General features: G+C 68.6%; 11 protein-coding genes. 7 read left to right on the top strand and 4 right to left on the bottom strand.

Features of this window, described 5'->3' with window-relative positions:
- The first annotated feature begins 19 nt into the window (after positions 1-19).
- The 6 genes from MRBLAR12_RS09850 (at position 20) to MRBLAR12_RS09875 (ending at position 10,537) form a co-directional block, all read left to right on the top strand.
- Positions 20-1,546, top strand: a complete 1,527-nt coding sequence (locus tag MRBLAR12_RS09850; RefSeq protein ID WP_364745584.1) for an NAD(P)H-hydrate epimerase — start codon at positions 20-22, stop codon at positions 1,544-1,546.
- A gap of 92 nt (positions 1,547-1,638) precedes the next feature.
- Entirely contained in the window at positions 1,639-4,053 is a 2,415-nt protein-coding gene (gene glgX, locus MRBLAR12_RS09855; RefSeq protein ID WP_364745587.1) for a glycogen debranching protein GlgX, read from the top strand.
- Positions 4,050-6,374: a malto-oligosyltrehalose synthase gene (gene treY / locus MRBLAR12_RS09860; RefSeq protein ID WP_364745590.1), complete on the top strand. Its 2,325-nt coding sequence runs from the start codon at positions 4,050-4,052 to the stop codon at positions 6,372-6,374. The genes glgX and treY overlap by 4 nt, the downstream gene beginning before the upstream one ends.
- Before the next feature lie 42 nt (positions 6,375-6,416).
- Entirely contained in the window at positions 6,417-8,222 is a 1,806-nt protein-coding gene (gene treZ, locus MRBLAR12_RS09865; RefSeq protein WP_364745593.1) for a malto-oligosyltrehalose trehalohydrolase, read from the top strand.
- A gap of 15 nt (positions 8,223-8,237) precedes the next feature.
- On the top strand, positions 8,238-9,275 hold the full coding sequence (gene mgrA, locus MRBLAR12_RS09870; RefSeq protein WP_229992824.1) for an L-glyceraldehyde 3-phosphate reductase: 1,038 nt from the start codon (positions 8,238-8,240) through the stop codon (positions 9,273-9,275).
- A 176-nt stretch (positions 9,276-9,451) separates the two neighbouring features.
- The gene (locus MRBLAR12_RS09875; RefSeq protein WP_090575433.1) at positions 9,452-10,537 is read left to right on the top strand and encodes an inositol-3-phosphate synthase; all 1,086 of its coding nucleotides are present in this window, start codon (positions 9,452-9,454) and stop codon (positions 10,535-10,537) included.
- Positions 10,538-10,622: 85 nt separating this feature from the next.
- Here the strand turns inward: MRBLAR12_RS09875 and MRBLAR12_RS09880 are convergent, their stop codons facing one another.
- The 3 genes from MRBLAR12_RS09880 to mshA form a co-directional block, all read right to left on the bottom strand.
- A complete protein-coding gene (locus tag MRBLAR12_RS09880; protein WP_229992825.1) occupies positions 10,623-11,540 on the bottom strand; it encodes a DUF559 domain-containing protein in 918 nt (305 codons plus the stop codon).
- 145 nt (positions 11,541-11,685) lie between these two features.
- Positions 11,686-13,398 (bottom strand): formate--tetrahydrofolate ligase, encoded by a 1,713-nt coding sequence (locus tag MRBLAR12_RS09885; RefSeq protein WP_364745598.1) that lies wholly within the window; start codon positions 13,396-13,398, stop codon positions 11,686-11,688.
- A 76-nt stretch (positions 13,399-13,474) separates the two neighbouring features.
- The gene (mshA, locus tag MRBLAR12_RS09890) at positions 13,475-14,740 is read right to left on the bottom strand and encodes a D-inositol-3-phosphate glycosyltransferase (protein WP_364745985.1); all 1,266 of its coding nucleotides are present in this window, start codon (positions 14,738-14,740) and stop codon (positions 13,475-13,477) included.
- 123 nt (positions 14,741-14,863) lie between these two features.
- Between mshA and MRBLAR12_RS09895 the strand changes: the two genes are divergently transcribed.
- Positions 14,864-15,427 (top strand): GNAT family N-acetyltransferase, encoded by a 564-nt coding sequence (locus MRBLAR12_RS09895; RefSeq protein WP_414645483.1) that lies wholly within the window; start codon positions 14,864-14,866, stop codon positions 15,425-15,427.
- A 75-nt stretch (positions 15,428-15,502) separates the two neighbouring features.
- Here MRBLAR12_RS09895 and MRBLAR12_RS09900 read toward each other — a convergent pair whose 3' ends face one another.
- Positions 15,503-16,927, bottom strand: a complete 1,425-nt coding sequence (locus MRBLAR12_RS09900; protein ID WP_364745604.1) for a 6-phospho-beta-glucosidase — start codon at positions 16,925-16,927, stop codon at positions 15,503-15,505.
- Between the last annotated feature and the right edge of the window lie 11 nt (positions 16,928-16,938).

Here is a 16,938-nt window from a genome sequence, read left to right on the forward strand (position 1 = left end):
CCGCGAATGGACTGAAACCATGATCAGCGCCTACACCGGAACCCAGGTACGAGACGCCGAGAAGCCATTTCTCGACGACACCTTGGGCTCCGGTGCGGGCGCTGTTCTCATGCAGCGGGCCGCCTACGGCCTCGCCAACGCTGTCATCAGCGGCCTGCAAGGGGGCGGGAAGCGGCTGTACGGCTCCAGCGTGGCCGTGCTGGCGGGCAAGGGCAACAACGGCGGGGACGGGCTCTTCGCCGCAGCGCTGCTGGCCCGCCGCGGCATGCGGACGACGGCGGTGCTCACCGCCGGCGCGGCCCACGACGCCGGGCTGGCGGCGTTCCGGAAAGCGGGCGGGCATGCCGTGGCCCTCACCGGGGACAACGTGGCCGAACTCGCCGCGATGGCCGGCGACGCCGACGTCGTGATCGACGCGGTCCTCGGGACCGGAGCGCAGGGTGGGCTGCGGGGACCGGCCGCAGAACTGGTCGCGGCGCTGGAGCGGTCCCGGCCGGCCCTCGTGGTGGCCTGCGACATCCCCAGCGGCGTCGACGCGGACACCGGGGAGGCGCACGCGCCGGTGCTGACCGCGGATATGACGGTGACCTTTGGTGCCGCCAAGGCAGGCCTGCTGGCAGACCCCGGGGCCGACTTCGCGGGCCGCGTGCAGATCATTCCGATTGGCATCGAAGGAGCGCTGCCATGGCCGGCCCTGCGACGGCTTGAGGCCGGAGACCTTTCCGCACTGCTGCCACGCCCGGAGCGGCGGGCGCACAAATACTCCAGGGGGGTGCTTGGGGTGGTCGCAGGCTCCGGCGCATATCCCGGCGCCGCCGTGCTGGCCTGCAAGGGTGCCCTGGCCGCCGGCGTCGGCATGGTGCGTTACCTTGGGCCGCCGGACGTCGCCGACCTCGTCCGGCAGGCCTGCCCCGAAGTCGTGTGCAGCGACGGCACCGTGGCCGAGACGCACGTTCAGGCCTGGCTCGTGGGCTGCGGGCTGGATGACTCCAATGAGCAGCAGTTGCAGCGCGCCCGCGACGCCGCAGACTCGGGCCTGCCGACGATCGCCGACGCCGGCGCGCTGCCCGCCCTGCCTGACGTGCTGGCCCCGCAAGTGATCCTGACACCCCACGCTGGCGAACTGTCGGCGTTGCTTCAGCGCCTCGGGGTCGCATCAGAGCGCTCCGCGGTAGAAGCATCCACGCTCAGCGCGGTGCGGGTGGCTGCGGGCCTGACCGAAGCCACGGTGCTGCTCAAGGGCGCCACGACCCTCGTAGCCTCCCCCTTCCAGGACTTCTTCAGCCAGGCCGAGGGCACGCCCTGGCTCGCCACAGCAGGCAGCGGCGATGTCCTGGCAGGAGTTATCGGTGGGCTGCTGGCCCAGGTGGGTGCCGACGTCGGGCGCTTCGGTGGACACGACATCGATCCCGACGCCAGATGGGCGGCGATCGCGGCGATGGCAGCCAGCATCCACGGCCGCGCCGGAGTCCTGGCCTCCCAAGGGGGACCGGTGACCGCAACGGCCATCGCCGGTGCCGTTCCGGAGGTGATGCGGGAACTGTAATAAACGGCCGCGCTCAGTGCGCCCGAACAAATGCTAACCCTACTTACAAGTAGTCTGTCTAGAGAATAATTCGTCACGCACGAGGAGTACACATGGAAGTCTGGCCCGGAACGGCTTACCCGCTGGGAGCCACTTTTGACGGCACTGGCACCAACTTTGCCCTGTTCAGCGAACGCGCCGAGCGTGTGGAACTGTGCCTCCTGGCTGACGACCTGTCCGAAACCCGGATCGAACTGACCGAGGTGGACGGCTATGTCTGGCACTGCTACCTGCCGCAGGTCCAGCCCGGCCAGAAGTACGGCTACCGTGTCCACGGACCCTACGCGCCGGACAAAGGCAACCGGTTCAATGCGAACAAGCTGCTGATGGACCCGTATGCCAAAGCTATCCAGGGCCAGATCGACTGGGACCCCGCGCTCTTCTCCTATAACTTCGGAGACCCCGCGTCCCGCAATGACGCCGATTCAGCTCCGCACACCATGCACGGCGTGGTCATCAACCCGTTCTTTGACTGGGACGGCGACCGCCAGCTGCGCATCCCGTACCACGAGTCCGTCATCTATGAAGCCCATGTCAAGGGCCTGACCGAGCTGCACCCGGAGGTCCCGGAGGAGCAGCGCGGCACCTACGCGGGCGTGTCACACCCCGCCGTCGTGGAGCACCTCAAGAAACTCGGCGTTACCGCTGTGGAACTGATGCCCGTGCACCAGTTCGTCAACGACGGCACCCTCGTGGAGAAGGGCCTCAACAACTACTGGGGCTACAACACCATCGGCTTCTTCGCCCCACAGAACACCTACAGCTCCTCCGGAGACGTCGGGCACCAGGTCCAGGAATTCAAGGCCATGGTCCGCGAGCTGCACAAGGCCGGCATGGAAGTGATCCTGGACGTGGTCTACAACCACACGGCCGAGGGCAACCACCTGGGCCCCACCCTTTCCTTCAAGGGCATCGACAACGCCGCCTACTACCGGCTTGTGGACGATGACCTGAAGCACTACATGGACTACACCGGCACCGGCAACTCGCTGAACGTCCGGCACCCGCACTCCCTCCAACTGCTCATGGATTCCCTGCGCTACTGGGTGACGGAAATGCACGTGGACGGGTTCCGCTTCGACCTCGCCTCCACCCTGGCGCGGGAGTTTTACGACGTCGACAAGCTCTCTACCTTCTTCGAACTGATCCAGCAGGACCCGATCGTCTCCCAGGTCAAGCTGATTGCCGAGCCGTGGGACGTGGGTCCCGGCGGCTACCAGGTGGGCAACTTCCCGCCGCAGTGGACCGAGTGGAACGGCAAGTACCGCGACACCGTCCGTGACTTCTGGCGCGGCGAACCGTCCACGCTCGGCGAATTCGCCTCGCGCCTGACCGGATCGGCCGACCTCTACGAGAGCTCTGCCCGGCGTCCGGTGGCATCCATCAACTTCGTCACCGCCCACGACGGCTTCACCATGCGCGACCTCGTGTCTTACAACGAGAAGCACAACGACGCCAACGGTGAAGGCAACAACGACGGCGAATCGCACAACCGCTCCTGGAACTGCGGCGCGGAAGGCGATACCGAGGACGACGCCGTGCTGACGCTGCGCGCCCGCCAGCAGCGGAACTTCATTGCCACCCTGCTGCTTTCGCAGGGCGTTCCGATGCTGCTGCACGGCGACGAGCTGGGCCGCACCCAGCAGGGCAACAACAACACGTACTGCCAGGACTCCGAACTCAGCTGGGTGCACTGGGACGCCATAGACCAGCCGCTCGTGGAGTTCACAGCGGTGGTCAACAAGATCCGCCGCGACCACCCCACCTTCCGGCGCAGCCGCTTCTTCGACGGCCGCCCGGTACGCCGCGGCGAGGGCGAGAAGCTGCCGGATATCGTCTGGCTCAATACCGACGGCAAGGAAATGCTGCCGGAGGACTGGGGCAGCGGATTCGGCCGGACCATCGGCGTGTTCTATAACGGCCACGGCATCCAGGAACAGGATTCGCGCGGACGCCGTATCACCGACGACAGTTTTCTGCTGGCGTTCAACGCCCATGACGACAGCGTCGATTTCCTGCTCCCGGCCGAGGAATATACGCCGTTTTGGGATCTCCTCGTGGACACCGCCGACTCGGCGGACACCGGCCAGCCGCTCAAGGCCGGGAGTGTCCTGAAGCTGGCGGCAAAGTCCCTCGTGGTGCTGCGCGCCTACTCGGGCCCGGAGGTGGAGGTGGACTACTCCGCCGCAGCCTCCCTGGCGGCCCGGGCCGAAGCTCCCGCGGAAGCGGTCACCGCTGCGCCGGCTGAGCAGGTTGCCAAGGTTACCGAGGTTCCTGCCGCTCCGGCCGAGCCGGCGGAGGAGGCTCCGGCGGAGGAGGCTCCCGCGGAGGCAGCCCCTGCGGAGGCAGCCCCTGCGGCTGAGCCTCAGACTGAGCCTGAGCCCGCTCCGGCGAAGCGCGCCCCGGGCAAACGCGCCCCGGCCAAGGCTGGCAAGAAGCCGCGGTCCAAAAAGGGCCCCGCCTCATGAGGACCCCCGTTTCGACGTACCGGCTGCAGATCCGTCCCGGCTTTACGCTGCAGGACGCCGCGCAGACCGTTCCGTACCTGAAGTCGCTGGGCGTGGACTGGATCTATCTTTCGCCGATCCTGACGGCGGAGCGGGGTTCGGACCACGGTTACGACGTCACCGATCCCTCTGTCATTGATCCGGACCGGGGCGGCGCGGAAGGCCTGCTGGCGGTGTCGACGGCCGCGCGGGAAGCCGGCATGGGCGTGCTCGTTGACATCGTGCCCAACCATGTCGGCGTCGCTTCCCCGGTCCAGAATCCGTGGTGGTGGTCGCTCCTGAAGGAGGGGCGGCAGTCCCGCTACGCGCAGGCGTTCGACGTCGACTGGGACTTCGGCGGCGGCCGCGTGCGGATCCCCGTGCTGGGCGCAGACACGGACGTGGACGCGCTTGAGATCCGTGACGGGGAACTGCGCTACTACGACCACCGCTTTCCGCTTGCAGAGGGCACATATACCGCCGGTGACTCCACTGCCGATGACCCCCGTGAGGTCCACGACCGGCAGCACTACGAGCTGATCGGCTGGCGCCGGGCGGACACGGACCTGAACTACCGCCGGTTCTTTGCCGTCAACAGCCTGGCCGGAATCCGGGTGGAGCTTCCCGAGGTCTTCGATGAAGCCCACGCAGAGGTTGTGCGGTGGTTCCGGGAAGAACTCGTCGACGGGCTACGGATCGACCACCCGGACGGCCTCGCCGATCCGGAGGGATACCTGCACCGGCTGCGCGAGGTCACGGGCGGCAGTTACCTGCTCATCGAGAAGATCCTGGAACCGGGTGAGACCCTGCCCGCCGGCTTCGAGTGCGAGGGCACCACCGGCTACGACGCGCTCGCGGACGTGGACAGGGTGTTCGTCGACGCCGCCGGCCAGGGCTCGCTCGACGCGCTCGACGCCGAACTGCGCGGCGGCGCGGCAGATTACGACGACATGATCCGCGGCACCAAACGACGGATCACGGACGGAATCCTGCACTCGGAAATGCTTCGCCTGGCACGGCTGGTCCCGGCCGGGGCAGGGCTGGCTGAGGGCGCCGCGGCGGACGCGCTGTCTGAGATCATCGCCGCGTTCCCGGTCTACCGCAGCTACCTGCCGGAGGGTGCAGACGTCCTCAAGGAAGCCTGCGAACTCGCTGTCCGCCGCCGCCCCGAACTCGAAGGCGCCGTCGGCGTGCTCCTGCCGCTCCTGCTCGACGCGGAGGCCGAACTGGGCATCCGCTTCCAGCAGACCTCCGGGATGGTCATGGCCAAGGGCGTGGAAGACACCGCGTTCTTCCGCTACACCCGGCTGGGCACCCTGACTGAAGTCGGCGCCGATCCCACCGAGTTTGCCGTGGCGCCGGAGGAATTCCACACCCGGATGGCCCGCCGCCAGGCCGGTCTGCCATTGTCCATGACGACCCTCAGCACCCACGACACCAAGCGCAGCGAGGACACCCGCGCCCGGATCTCGGTCCTCGCGGAGCTCGCGCCGGAATGGCAGGCCTCCCTGCAGCGGCTGCAGAAGCTGGCGCCCCTGCCGGACGGACCGCTGGCCAACCTGCTGTGGCAGGCCATCGCGGGCGCCTGGCCCGCGGACCGCGACCGGCTGCAGTCCTATGCACAAAAAGCCGCCCGGGAGGCCGGGAACTCGACCAACTGGATCGATCCGGACGAGGCTTTCGAGGCGAAACTTTCATCCGCCGTCGACGCCGCCTTCGACACCCCGGAGGTGACGGCAGAGCTCGAGTCCCTCGTGGCTCTGCTGGAGCCATACGGGGCCGTCAACTCACTCGGCGCCAAGCTCGTGCAGCTCACCATGCCCGGCGTGCCGGACGTTTACCAGGGCACCGAATTCTGGGACCGCTCGCTGACCGACCCGGACAACCGGCGGCCGTTCGACTTCGGCGCCCGACGGCGCGCCCTCGCCGCGCTCGACGCCGGTGAGCGTCCGGCGTCGTTCCTGGACGAGGCAGCGAAACTCCTCGTCACCTCGCGGGCCCTGCGCCTGCGGCGGGACCGGCCGGAGCTGTTCACCGGGTACACGCCGGTCCCGGCCACGGGCAGCGCCGCCGCGCACGTGCTCGCCTTTGACCGCGGAACCCCCTCAGCCCCGGGCGCGCTGACGCTCGCCACCCGGCTGCCCCGCGGCCTGGAGCAGCGCGGCGGATGGCAGGACACGACCGTAGTGCTGGCCGCGGCCATGTCCGATGAACTGACCGGCTCCACGCACGGTCCGGGCACCGTAGCCGTGGGGGAGATCCTGCGGGACTATCCGGTGGCCCTTCTGGTGCCCACCGCCTAAGCAGTCCTTGACGTACCGACATTTGGGGAACGGAAGAATGCCATGACCTTGCCTGCACACGGAAACGACCGCTTCGATCTCTGGGCTCCCGAAGCGCAGGCGGTCACGCTCCTCGCTGACGGCCGGAAGTATGACATGACCCGCCGCGGCGGGGAGGCGCCCGGCTGGTGGACTGCCCCCGGGGCGCCCGCCTCCGGGGAGGCGGACTACGGCTACCTGGTGGACGGGGACCCCACCCCGCTGCCGGACCCGCGGTCCCGGCGCCAGCCCGCGGGCGTCCACGCCCTCTCCCGCACGTTCGACGAGGGACGCCACCAGTGGGCTGACGGCCAGTGGGCGGGACGGGAGCTCAAGGGCGCCGTCATCTACGAACTCCACGTGGGCACCTTCACGCCGGAGGGAACCCTGGACGCCGCGGCAGGGAAGCTGCAGTACCTGGCGGAGCTGGGCATCGACTTCGTGGAGCTGCTGCCGGTCAACGGGTTCAACGGCACGCACAACTGGGGATACGACGGCGTCCTCTGGTACGCCGTCCACGAAGGCTACGGCGGGCCCGCCGCATACCAGCGCTTCGTCGATGCCGCCCACGCCGCCGGCCTTGGCGTCATCCAGGACGTGGTCTACAATCACCTCGGCCCCAGCGGCAACTACCTTCCGCGGTTCGGGCCCTACCTGAAATCGGGGGAGGGCAACACCTGGGGCGACTCCGTCAACCTGGACGGACCGGAGTCGGACGAGGTGCGCCGCTACATCCTGGACAACGCCGCCATGTGGCTGCGGGACTACCACGTGGACGGCCTGCGGCTGGACGCCGTGCACGCCTTCAAGGACGAGCGCGCCGTGCACCTGCTGGAAGACTTCGGCGCCCTCGCGGACGCCGTCTCGGCGGAAACGGGCCGCCCGGCGACCATGATCGCCGAATCGGACCTAAACAACCCGCGCCTGCTCTACCCGCGGGACACCAACGGCTACGGGCTGGCCGGGCAGTGGAGCGATGACTTCCACCACGCCGTCCACGTCAACGTCAGCGGCGAAACCACCGGCTACTACGCCGACTTCGACTCGCTCGGGGCCCTCGCCAAGGTCCTGGAGCGCGGGTTCTTCCACGACGGCAGCTACTCCAGCTTCCGCGCCCGCCACCACGGCCGGCCCATCAACCCGGCCCAGGTCCACCCCGCCGCGCTGGTGGTGTGCAGCCAGAACCACGACCAGATCGGCAACCGGGCCACCGGGGACAGGCTGTCGCAGTCCCTGGGCTACGGGCAGCTCGCGCTCGCCGCCGTCGCCACCCTGACCGCGCCGTTCACGCCCATGCTGTTCATGGGCGAGGAATACGGGGCCACCACCCCGTGGCAGTTCTTCACCTCCCACCCGGAACCGGAGCTGGGCAGGGCGACGGCCGAGGGCCGGATCAGGGAGTTCGAGCGCATGGGCTGGGACCCCGCCGTCGTGCCCGATCCGCAGGACCCGGCGACCTTCACCCGGTCCAAGCTCGACTGGGCCGAGGCCTCCGGAGGGGACCACGCCCGCCTCCTGGAGCTGTACCGGGCGCTGATCGCGCTGCGCCGCAGCACGCCGGACCTGACGGAACCCGGCTTCGAGGACACCGTCGTCGACGTCAGCGAGGACGAGGGCTGGCTGCTGCTGCGCCGCGGCCGCACCGAGGTGGCGATGAACTTTTCCGCCGGGGAGCGGCGGCTCCCGGTCCGCGGCGCCACTCTCGCCCTGGCCACGGACGACGCCGTCCGGCTGCACCTGACTACCGGCGCGGAGCCGGTCCCCACCGGTGAGCCGTCCGCCAACCGGCTCGAGCTCCCCGGTCACAGCGCCGCGATTCTCACCAACTAAGGCAGGATATGACGTATGACATATTTGGCATCTGATACCCGCTACGACTCCATGCCCTACCGCCGCGTGGGGCGCAGCGGCCTGAACCTCCCGGCCATCTCGCTGGGCCTGTGGCATAACTTCGGCGACGACAAGCCGTTCGAGATCCAGCGCGCCATCCTGCGCCGCGCCTTCGACCTGGGCGTCACCCACTTCGACCTCGCCAACAACTACGGCCCGCCCTACGGCAGCGCCGAGACCAACTTTGGCCGTCACTTCAAGGACGACTTCGCCCCGTACCGCGACGAACTGATCATCTCCACCAAGGCCGGCTACGACATGTGGCCGGGCCCCTACGGCAACTTTGGCTCCCGCAAGTACCTGCTGGCCAGCCTGGACCAGTCGCTGGGCCGGATGGGCCTGGACTACGTGGACATCTTCTACAGCCACCGCCCCGACCCCGAGACGCCGATGGAAGAGACCATGGGAGCCCTGGACCAGGCCGTGCGCTCCGGCAAGGCGCTGTACGCCGGCATCTCGTCCTACACCCCGGAACAGACCCTCGAGGCGGCCCGGATCCTCAAGGAACTCGGCACGCCGCTGCTGATCCACCAGCCCAGCTACTCCATGCTCAACCGCTGGACCGAGAACGGCAGCCCCAACCTCTACGAGGCGCTGGAGCAGGTGGGCGCCGGATCCATCGCGTTCTCGCCGCTGGCGCAGGGCATGCTCACGGACCGCTACCTCAAGGGCATTCCGGCCGACTCCCGCGCCGCCCAGGACAAGTCCCTGGACGAATCCATGATCACCGAGGACAACCTGGACCGCGTACGCGGGCTCAACCGGATCGCCGAGAGCCGCGGACAGTCCCTCGCGCAGATGGCCATCGCCTGGATCCTGCGCGAGCAGGGCAAGGGCTCCTCCGTCACGTCCGCACTGGTCGGCGCCTCCAGCGTCCGGCAGCTCGAGGACACCCTGTCTGCGATCAACAACCTGGGCTTCACGGCCGACGAGGTCGACGCGATCGATGAGTTCGCCGTCGAATCCGACATCAACCTGTGGGCCCAGAAGTAGCCAGGACCCGCACTTAACCCGGACTTAACACAAGAGCCGGGGCCGCCGGGGAACAACCGCGGCCCCGGCAGTGTTGACTAGACTACTAAGGGCGCCTCACGGCGCCGTGTCCGCCTGCCGCCGCCGCACAACAGAGTGCGGCCGCGCCGGTCACCCTTGTTCTCAAAAGGAGTTCCGTGTCTTCACATCCGATTCGTGTTGCAATCGTCGGCGTAGGTAACTGCGCCACTTCGCTGGTCCAGGGCGTCCAGTACTACAAAGACGCCGACCCCAAGGCCACGATTCCGGGCCTGATGCACGTGGAGTTCGGCCAGTACCACGTCGGCGACGTCGAGTTCGTTGCCGCGTTCGACGTCGACGGCAAGAAGGTGGGCCAGGACCTGTCCGCCGCCATTCTGGCCAGCGAAAACAACACCATCAAGATCGCCGACGTCCCGCCGACCGGTGTCACCGTCCAGCGCGGCCACACCCTGGACGGCCTTGGCAAGTACTACCTCGAGACCATCGAGCAGTCCCCGGAGGAGCCGGTCGACGTCGTCCAGGCCCTTAAGGACGCCAAGGTTGACGTCATGGTCTGCTACCTGCCGGTCGGCTCCCAGCAGGCCGCCGAGTTCTACGCCCAGTGCGCGATCGATGCCGGTGTGGCATTCGTCAACGCCCTGCCGGTGTTCCTGGCCGGCACCAAGGAGTGGGCGGACAAGTTCACCGCGGCGGGCGTGCCGATCGTGGGCGATGACATCAAGAGCCAGATCGGTGCCACCATCACGCACCGCGTCATGGCCAAGCTGTTCGAGGACCGCGGCGTCACCCTGGACCGCACGTACCAGCTGAACGTCGGCGGCAACATGGACTTCAAGAACATGCTCGAGCGCGACCGCCTGGAGTCCAAGAAGATTTCCAAGACCCAGGCCGTGACCTCCAACGTCGAGGCCGAGCTCGCCGCCAAGGACGTCCACATCGGCCCGTCAGACTACGTCCAGTGGCTCGATGACCGGAAATGGGCGTTCGTCCGCCTCGAGGGCCGCAACTTCGGCGATGCCCCGGTGTCCCTCGAATACAAGCTCGAAGTCTGGGACTCGCCCAACTCCGCCGGCGTAATCATCGACGCCATCCGCGCCGCCAAGATCGGCCTGGACCGCGGCATCGGCGGCCCGCTGGTGTCGGCGTCGAGCTACTTCATGAAGTCCCCGCCGGAGCAGTTCAACGACGACCTCGCCCGTGAAAAGGTCGAGGCCTTCATCCGCGGCGACCTGGAGCGCTAACCGCCTCTCCTCTCCCCGGTTGCCCTATCACTTACGGTCCCTAAACCTCTGGTTTGGCCGCTGTAAGTGATAGGGCAACCGGCGTTTAACGGGGACGAAGGGCGGACCGGACTCTTTGGGCCGCGCCGCGGAAGTCATCTGCCAGATCGTCGGCGTTGAATTTGAAATAGCGCCAGCCGGCCGCGTTGAACGATTCGTCGCGTCGGTTGTCCCGGGACTGCTGCTCGCGTGTCAGGTGGTGGCCGCCGTCGTACTGGATGGCCACCCGCTGCGCGCGGTAGCCGAGGTCCGCGGCGGGGGAGTAGGGGTCTTCCGGCACAATCCGGAGCTGCAACTCCGGCTCCGGCAACCCCGCTGCGGTCAGCGCTAGGCGCAGGAATGTCTCGGGGGCCGAGTCGGCACCGGGCCGGATCAGTGCCGTCGCCTCGCGCGCTTTCACGATTCCCTTCAGCTTTGGGTGGCGCTTCAACATTGTGTTCAGCTCGGGAAGGGTGGTCCATGGCTCCGTGCGGCTCTCCAGTCCAGGGCGGGGCCGCCGCACGAGCTGGTCGCCCATCGCCACGAGATCGTCCAGCGGCAGGATACGGGCTAGGTCCAGCCAGGTCCGGGCAGGTGTTGACATCCGGATTCCGTCCAGGACCATGAGCTCGTCGTCGAACGCGAGGACGGTATGCCCCACCACGCCCTCTCGCCGGACCGGCGGCAGGGTCCGGCGCTTGCTGAGATGCAGTTCGCGGCAGCCGCGATACCACGTCGGGAGCCACAGCCCCAGCAGCACGGCGGCCGTGAGGTGCGAAATCCACGCGCCCGGCGTCGCGGCCGACAGGGCACGGGCCAGGCTCCGGATTTCAAACTCCCAGCCCACAGGCACATGGATCAGCCGGCCCGCCGAGGCGAGGTCGGAGGAACGGAGCCGGGCACTGCCCAGGCTCGCAGCCCGCGCCTCGTAGACCGTGAACGGGGCCGCGGAAAGGTGAGCCGGCAGGGGTGCTGGTGGGTGCATGCGGACCATTCTTGTCCGAACGCATGGTCCCCGCTCCGGTTATCCACAGGCCCCTGGTTGCGCTATCACTTGGAGCGGTCAAAGGACCGGAATGGCAACCAAAAGTGATAGCGCAACGGGAGGGGACAGGGGGCGGGGGCGGGAGTTAGAAGAGGCCGACGGGGTTGCCGGCGTCGTCCACGTCCATCCGCATCGCTGCGGGAACCTTGGGCAGGCCGGGCATGGTCATGACCGCGCCGGTGAGGGCCACGATAAAGCCCGCGCCGGTCTTAGGGATCAGGTCCCGGACGTGGATGGTGAAGCCCTTGGGGGCGCCGAGCCGGGCGGCGTCGTCGCTGAAGGAGTACTGGGTCTTCGCCATGCACACGGGCATCCCGGACCAGCCGTTCTTCTCGATCTCCGCCAGCCGTTTGAGCGCGGGCACCGAGAAGTCCACGCCGTCGGCGCCGTAGACCTCCTGCACAATGGTCCGGATCTTGTCCTCGACGGACATGTCCAGCGGGTACAGGTGCCGGAAGCTGTGCGGGGTGTCGATCGCGGCCGCAACCTTCGCCGCGAGCTCGTCCCCGCCGTCGCCGCCACCGCCGCGGCCCCAGACATCGGCCACCGCAGCCTGGACCCCCTCCGCGGCGCACCACTGAAGCAGCCAGTCCAGCTCCTCGGCGGTGTCCGTGGCGAATTTGTTGACCGCCACAACCGGGATGATGCCGAACTTCTCGACGTTGCGGATGTGGCGCTGGAGATTGGCGACGCCGGCGGCCAGCGCCCCCACGTTGGGCTCCGTGAGCCGGTCTTTCGGCACGCCGCCGTGCATCTTGAGCGCCCGGACGGTGGCCACGAGGACGACGGCGGACGGGGCGACGTCGGCCATCCGCGACTTGATGTCCATGTACTTTTCGGCACCGAGGTCCGCGCCGAAGCCGGCCTCGGTGACCACGATGTCCGCGAGGCTGCGGGCCGTCTGCGTGGCGATCAGGGAGTTGCAGCCGTGGGCGATGTTGGCGAAGGGCCCGCCGTGCACCAGCGCCGGGGTGCCGGCGATGGTCTGTACGAGGTTCGGCTTGATCGCGTCTTTGAGCAGCATGGTCAGGGCGCCCTGGACGCCGAGGTCGGCCACCGTGACGGGCTGCCGGTCGTAGGTGTAGCCGAACGTGATCCGGCCCAGCCGTTCGCGCAAATCGTTCAGGTCCGTGGCGAGGCAGAACACGGCCATGATCTCCGATGCCACCGTGATGTCAAAGCCGTCCTGCCGCGGGGTGCCCTGGGCCGGCCCGCCCAGGCCGATCACCACCTCCCGGAGGGACCGGTCGTTCATGTCCAGGACCCGCTTGAACGTCATCCGGCGCGGATCGATGTTGAGCTCGTTGCCCTGGAAGATGTGGTTGTCCACGAGGGCCATGAGGGCGTTGTTCGCCGAGGTGATGGCGTGGAAGTCGCCGGTGAAGTGCAGGTTGATCTGGTCCATCGGCAGCACCTGGGAGTAGCCGCCGCCGGTGGCGCCGCCCTTCATGCCCAGGATGGGGCCGAGCGAGGGTTCGCGCAGCGCGATCATCACGCGGTGCCCGGCACGGGCCAGGGAATCAGCGAGCCCCACCGTGGTGGTGGACTTGCCCTCGCCGGCGGGGGTGGGCGACATCGCGGAGACCAGCACCACCTTGCCGGGGGCCCGCATGGGGGCGCCTGCCGGAACGGTCAGCTTCGCCGGATCGATCTTGGCCTTGTAGGGTCCGTACAGTTCCAGCGCGTCCGGGTTGATGCCGGCGGCCGCCGCAATCTCCCCGATCGGCTTCATGACAGCCCGCTGGGCAATCTCCAGGTCGCTGGGTACGTTGTTCCCGGCAGTGGTGGTCTCAGACATCGTTGTCCTTCGGCTCGTGGCGTCGGCGGGTTGGTCCCGGTCCGGTGTTGCCGGGCGGGGGCGGGGCGGATCCGGTTCAGGGCGTGTGGCCCACCGGGATGGTCAGGCTTCCAAAATATTGGCTCACGGCGGTGTGGTAGCTGTCCAGCGTGATGGCGGCGGTGTGCTGCCAGCCGAAATCCTCCGCGTGGAGCGCCGCGGTGTGCCCCATGTCGGTGCGCGTTTGGGGGTCGTCGAAGAGCTCTTCGAGGGCGTCCGCCCAGTCGCTGGCCTTGTGGCCCTCGATCAGCATTCCCGTCCGGCCGTCCTGGACGGCGCGGGAGAGGCCGCCCACTTTCGTGGCGAGGACGGGCGTCCCGCAGGCCTGCGCCTCCAAGGCCACCAGACCGAAGGATTCGCTGTAGGAGGGCATCACCACGACGTCGGCCGACCGGTACCAGCCAGCCAGCTCCGGGGCGTTCACCGGCGGATGGTGGGTGGCGACGTCGTCCATTCCGGCGGCGGTGATCAGCGCCTTGAGATTGAAGTCCTTGGCGCCGCTGACGGCCCCCAGGATGGTCAGCTGCAGGTCGATGTCCGGACGCCGGGAACGCAGGAGCGCGGCCGCCTTGATCAGGATCTGCGGGCCCTTGAGCCGCTGGATCCGGCCCGCGAAGAGCAGATGGAACTTGCCCGGGGCGACGCCGTGCTGGGCCCGGGCGCGGTTCCTGAAGGACGGCGTGAAGACCGCCAGGTCCACCCCCGGCGGCGCGACGTCGATGCGGTCGATGTCGGCGTTATAGTGCGAGACCAGCTCGGCCGCTTCGGTGCCGGTATTGGCGATCAGCCGGGTTGCGCCGTCGACAATCCGGTGCTCGCCGTCCTCACGCCGCCGCGGTTCGGGCTGCTCGCCGGACTCGAGGAGCTGGTTCTTGACCTTCGCCATCGTGTGCATGGTGTGGACGAGAGGCAGCCGCCACAGCTCTGCGAGCTCCAGCCCGGCCACCCCGGACACCCAGTAGTGGGAATGGATGACGTCATACCGGCCGTGCGGCTGGAGCTGGCGGATCCGGTCGATCTCGGCGACCATGCTGTGCAGCAGCTCTGGGAGCTCCTCCTTGGGCAGCTTCCGTGGCGGGCCAGCGAGGACGTTGTGTACGCACACGCCCGGGGACGGGTGTTCGACGGCGGGCTGCGTGGCCGAGGTGGATCGGGTGAAGATCTCCACTTCCACGCCGGTCTCGGCCAGGGCCGCGGCCAGTGCCCGGACGTACACGTTCATTCCGCCGGCGTCGCCTGAGCCGGGCTGCTCCATGGGCGAGGTGTGCAGGGAGAGGAAAGCGACGCGGCGGATCAGCGACACGGTTCCCCTTTCCTCTGCAGACTGCATGTCGATAAAACATTACTCCTGAAGTGCCGGCTGGTTCACGGCTCCGTTCCCGGATCGCGCCACGGGTCCGTTCCCGGACCGGGGCTTACTGCTAACGTGGCCGCTGTGAGCGCAACGACAGAACCTGAACGTGCAGCCGGCTGGACAATCCGGGAGGCCCGCGCGGAGGACTGGCCGGGGATCTGGGCGATTCTGGAACCTGTCATCCGGGCCGGGGAGACTTTTACCTGGGACCGGGACACCGCCGAGGACGAGGCCCGCGGGCGCTGGTTCAAGCAGGCGCCGGGCCAGACGTTCGTCGCTGTCGCCGACGGGCCCGGCGACAGCGACAGTGACCGGGCTGCGGGTGCCATCCTTGGCACCGGCGAGCTGCACCCCAACCAGGGCGGCGGCGGCAGCCATGTCGCCAACGCGGGCTACATGGTCCATCCCGCCCAGGCCGGCCGCGGACTGGCCCGGGCCCTCTGCGCCTATTCGCTCGAGGCCGCGCGCGACGCCGGCTTCCGGGCCATGCAGTTCAACGCCGTGGTGGAGAGCAATGTCCGGGCCGTTGCCGCCTGGAAATCCATGGGTTTCGAAGTGCTCGCGACCATTCCCGAGGCGTTCAACCACCCGGAACTGGGCTATGTGGGCCTGCATGTGATGTACCGAAAGCTGTAGGGGTTCTGGCCCGCTGGCCGCGGATCGTTACCGCCGCGGGTCGTTACTGGCCGCGAGCGTTCCTGCCCCGGGCCGTTACTGGCCGCCGTGCCAGAGACGGCCCAGCTCCGGGAACGCGGCTTCATAACCGGCCAGCAGTTTGCCGGCGAGGACCTCCGAATCCACCAGCGGATGCCTGGCGAACGCGGCGAGGGCTGCCTCCCGCCGTCCGGCCGTCGCCGCCTCCACCACGAGCCGTTCGACTTCCTTGACGCGCCGCATCAGCTCCAGTTGTGCCGGTGCGGGACGATCCTGCGGGACCGGCACAGCGCCGTCGGGCGTCACCGTGCACGGAACTTCGACGACGGCGTCGGCCGGCAATCCCGGCACCGCCGGCACCGCCTGCGCCGCTGACCCGGCGGCGCCCGCTTCCGGTGCCGCGGACCCGGCGGCGTTGACAGTGTTGCGCGTGTTGAGGATCAGGTCCGCCGCGCCGCCTCCGGAGAGGGCGCGCATGGCCGCCAGGGCCACCCGCTCGTAGCCGCCGCCCGCGAGGTCGGTCTCGTCACGGCGTTCCCCGGAGGCGCGGGCTTCAGCGAGATAGCCTTCCTCGCGTGAGAGCCGGGCGGCGTCCCAAAGTGCAAAAGCATCCGGTCCGGCGGCAGCCAGCCGGGGATAGAGCTCGGCCTGCTGCCGGGCGATGGATTCCCCTCGGGTCTGCTCTGCTGCGCGCATGCCGGCCACCGCTCGAGCGGTGTCGTAGTAGTAGAAGAGGTATTCGTTCGGCAGGCAGCCGAGCTCGGCCAGCAACCCGGGCGGGAACAACCGGCCTTCCTCGAATCCTGACAGCGCTGCAGGGTCCGCGAGCAGCTCCGGGAGGGCGTCCCGGCCTCCGTCCTCCAGCCGGTATAGCCAGCCGAGGTGGTTCAGGCCGTAGTAGCCCACGCCGTCGAGCGTTCCTTCCGGCAGGGCGACGCCGGCAGCCCGCGCCGCGCGGTGCACCAGGCCGCTGGCGGAGTCGCAAATTCCGATCACCTTGGGCCCGAGCACCGGGGCCAGGGCCTCGGTGACCATGCCGGCGGGGTTGGTGAAATTGAGCAGCCACGCCGCGGGGCAGCGGCTCCGCATTTCCTCCGCGAGCCGCAGCATCGGCGGAATGGACCGCAGAGCGTAAGAGATGCCGCCGGGGCCTGTGGTTTCCTGGCCCAGGAGTCCGAGGTCCAGGGCGATCCGCTCGTCGGCGGTCCGCCCGGCCGTGCCGCCGGGCCGGATGGCGGCGAAGACCATGTCTGCGCCGTCGAGGGCCTCGGGGAGCGAGGACACGGCACGGACCTGAGGGCCGGAACCCGGCGGACCCTGCTGGGCCAGGGAGGCCAGGACCGCCTCGATGGCCGCCAGCCTGGCGGGATCGACGTCGTAGAGCACCAGCTCCCGCACCAGCCCCGCGAAAGGGCCGGTAGAGAGCGCCCGGTAAACCAGGGGGACCCGGAACCCGCCCCCGCCGGCGATCGTGAGCCGCATGCGGACAGTCT

Origin of the sequence: Arthrobacter sp. LAR12-1-1.1 (assembly GCF_040676555.1) — a bacterium.
In the GTDB taxonomy this organism is placed as follows: Bacteria; Actinomycetota; Actinomycetes; order Actinomycetales; family Micrococcaceae; genus Arthrobacter.

Bases quoted from the DNA above. Each gene is read 5' to 3' on its own strand.
- MRBLAR12_RS09850 (WP_364745584.1), top strand. From the start codon at position 20: ATGATCAGCGCCTACACCGGAACCCAGGTACGAGACGCCGAGAAGCCA.
- glgX (WP_364745587.1), top strand. From the start codon at position 1,639: ATGGAAGTCTGGCCCGGAACGGCTTACCCGCTGGGAGCCACTTTTGAC.
- treY (WP_364745590.1), top strand. From the start codon at position 4,050: ATGAGGACCCCCGTTTCGACGTACCGGCTGCAGATCCGTCCCGGCTTT.
- treZ (WP_364745593.1), top strand. From the start codon at position 6,417: ATGACCTTGCCTGCACACGGAAACGACCGCTTCGATCTCTGGGCTCCC.
- mgrA (WP_229992824.1), top strand. From the start codon at position 8,238: ATGACATATTTGGCATCTGATACCCGCTACGACTCCATGCCCTACCGC.
- MRBLAR12_RS09880 (WP_229992825.1), bottom strand. From the start codon at position 11,540: ATGCACCCACCAGCACCCCTGCCGGCTCACCTTTCCGCGGCCCCGTTC.
- MRBLAR12_RS09885 (WP_364745598.1), bottom strand. From the start codon at position 13,398: ATGTCTGAGACCACCACTGCCGGGAACAACGTACCCAGCGACCTGGAG.
- MRBLAR12_RS09900 (WP_364745604.1), bottom strand. From the start codon at position 16,927: ATGCGGCTCACGATCGCCGGCGGGGGCGGGTTCCGGGTCCCCCTGGTT.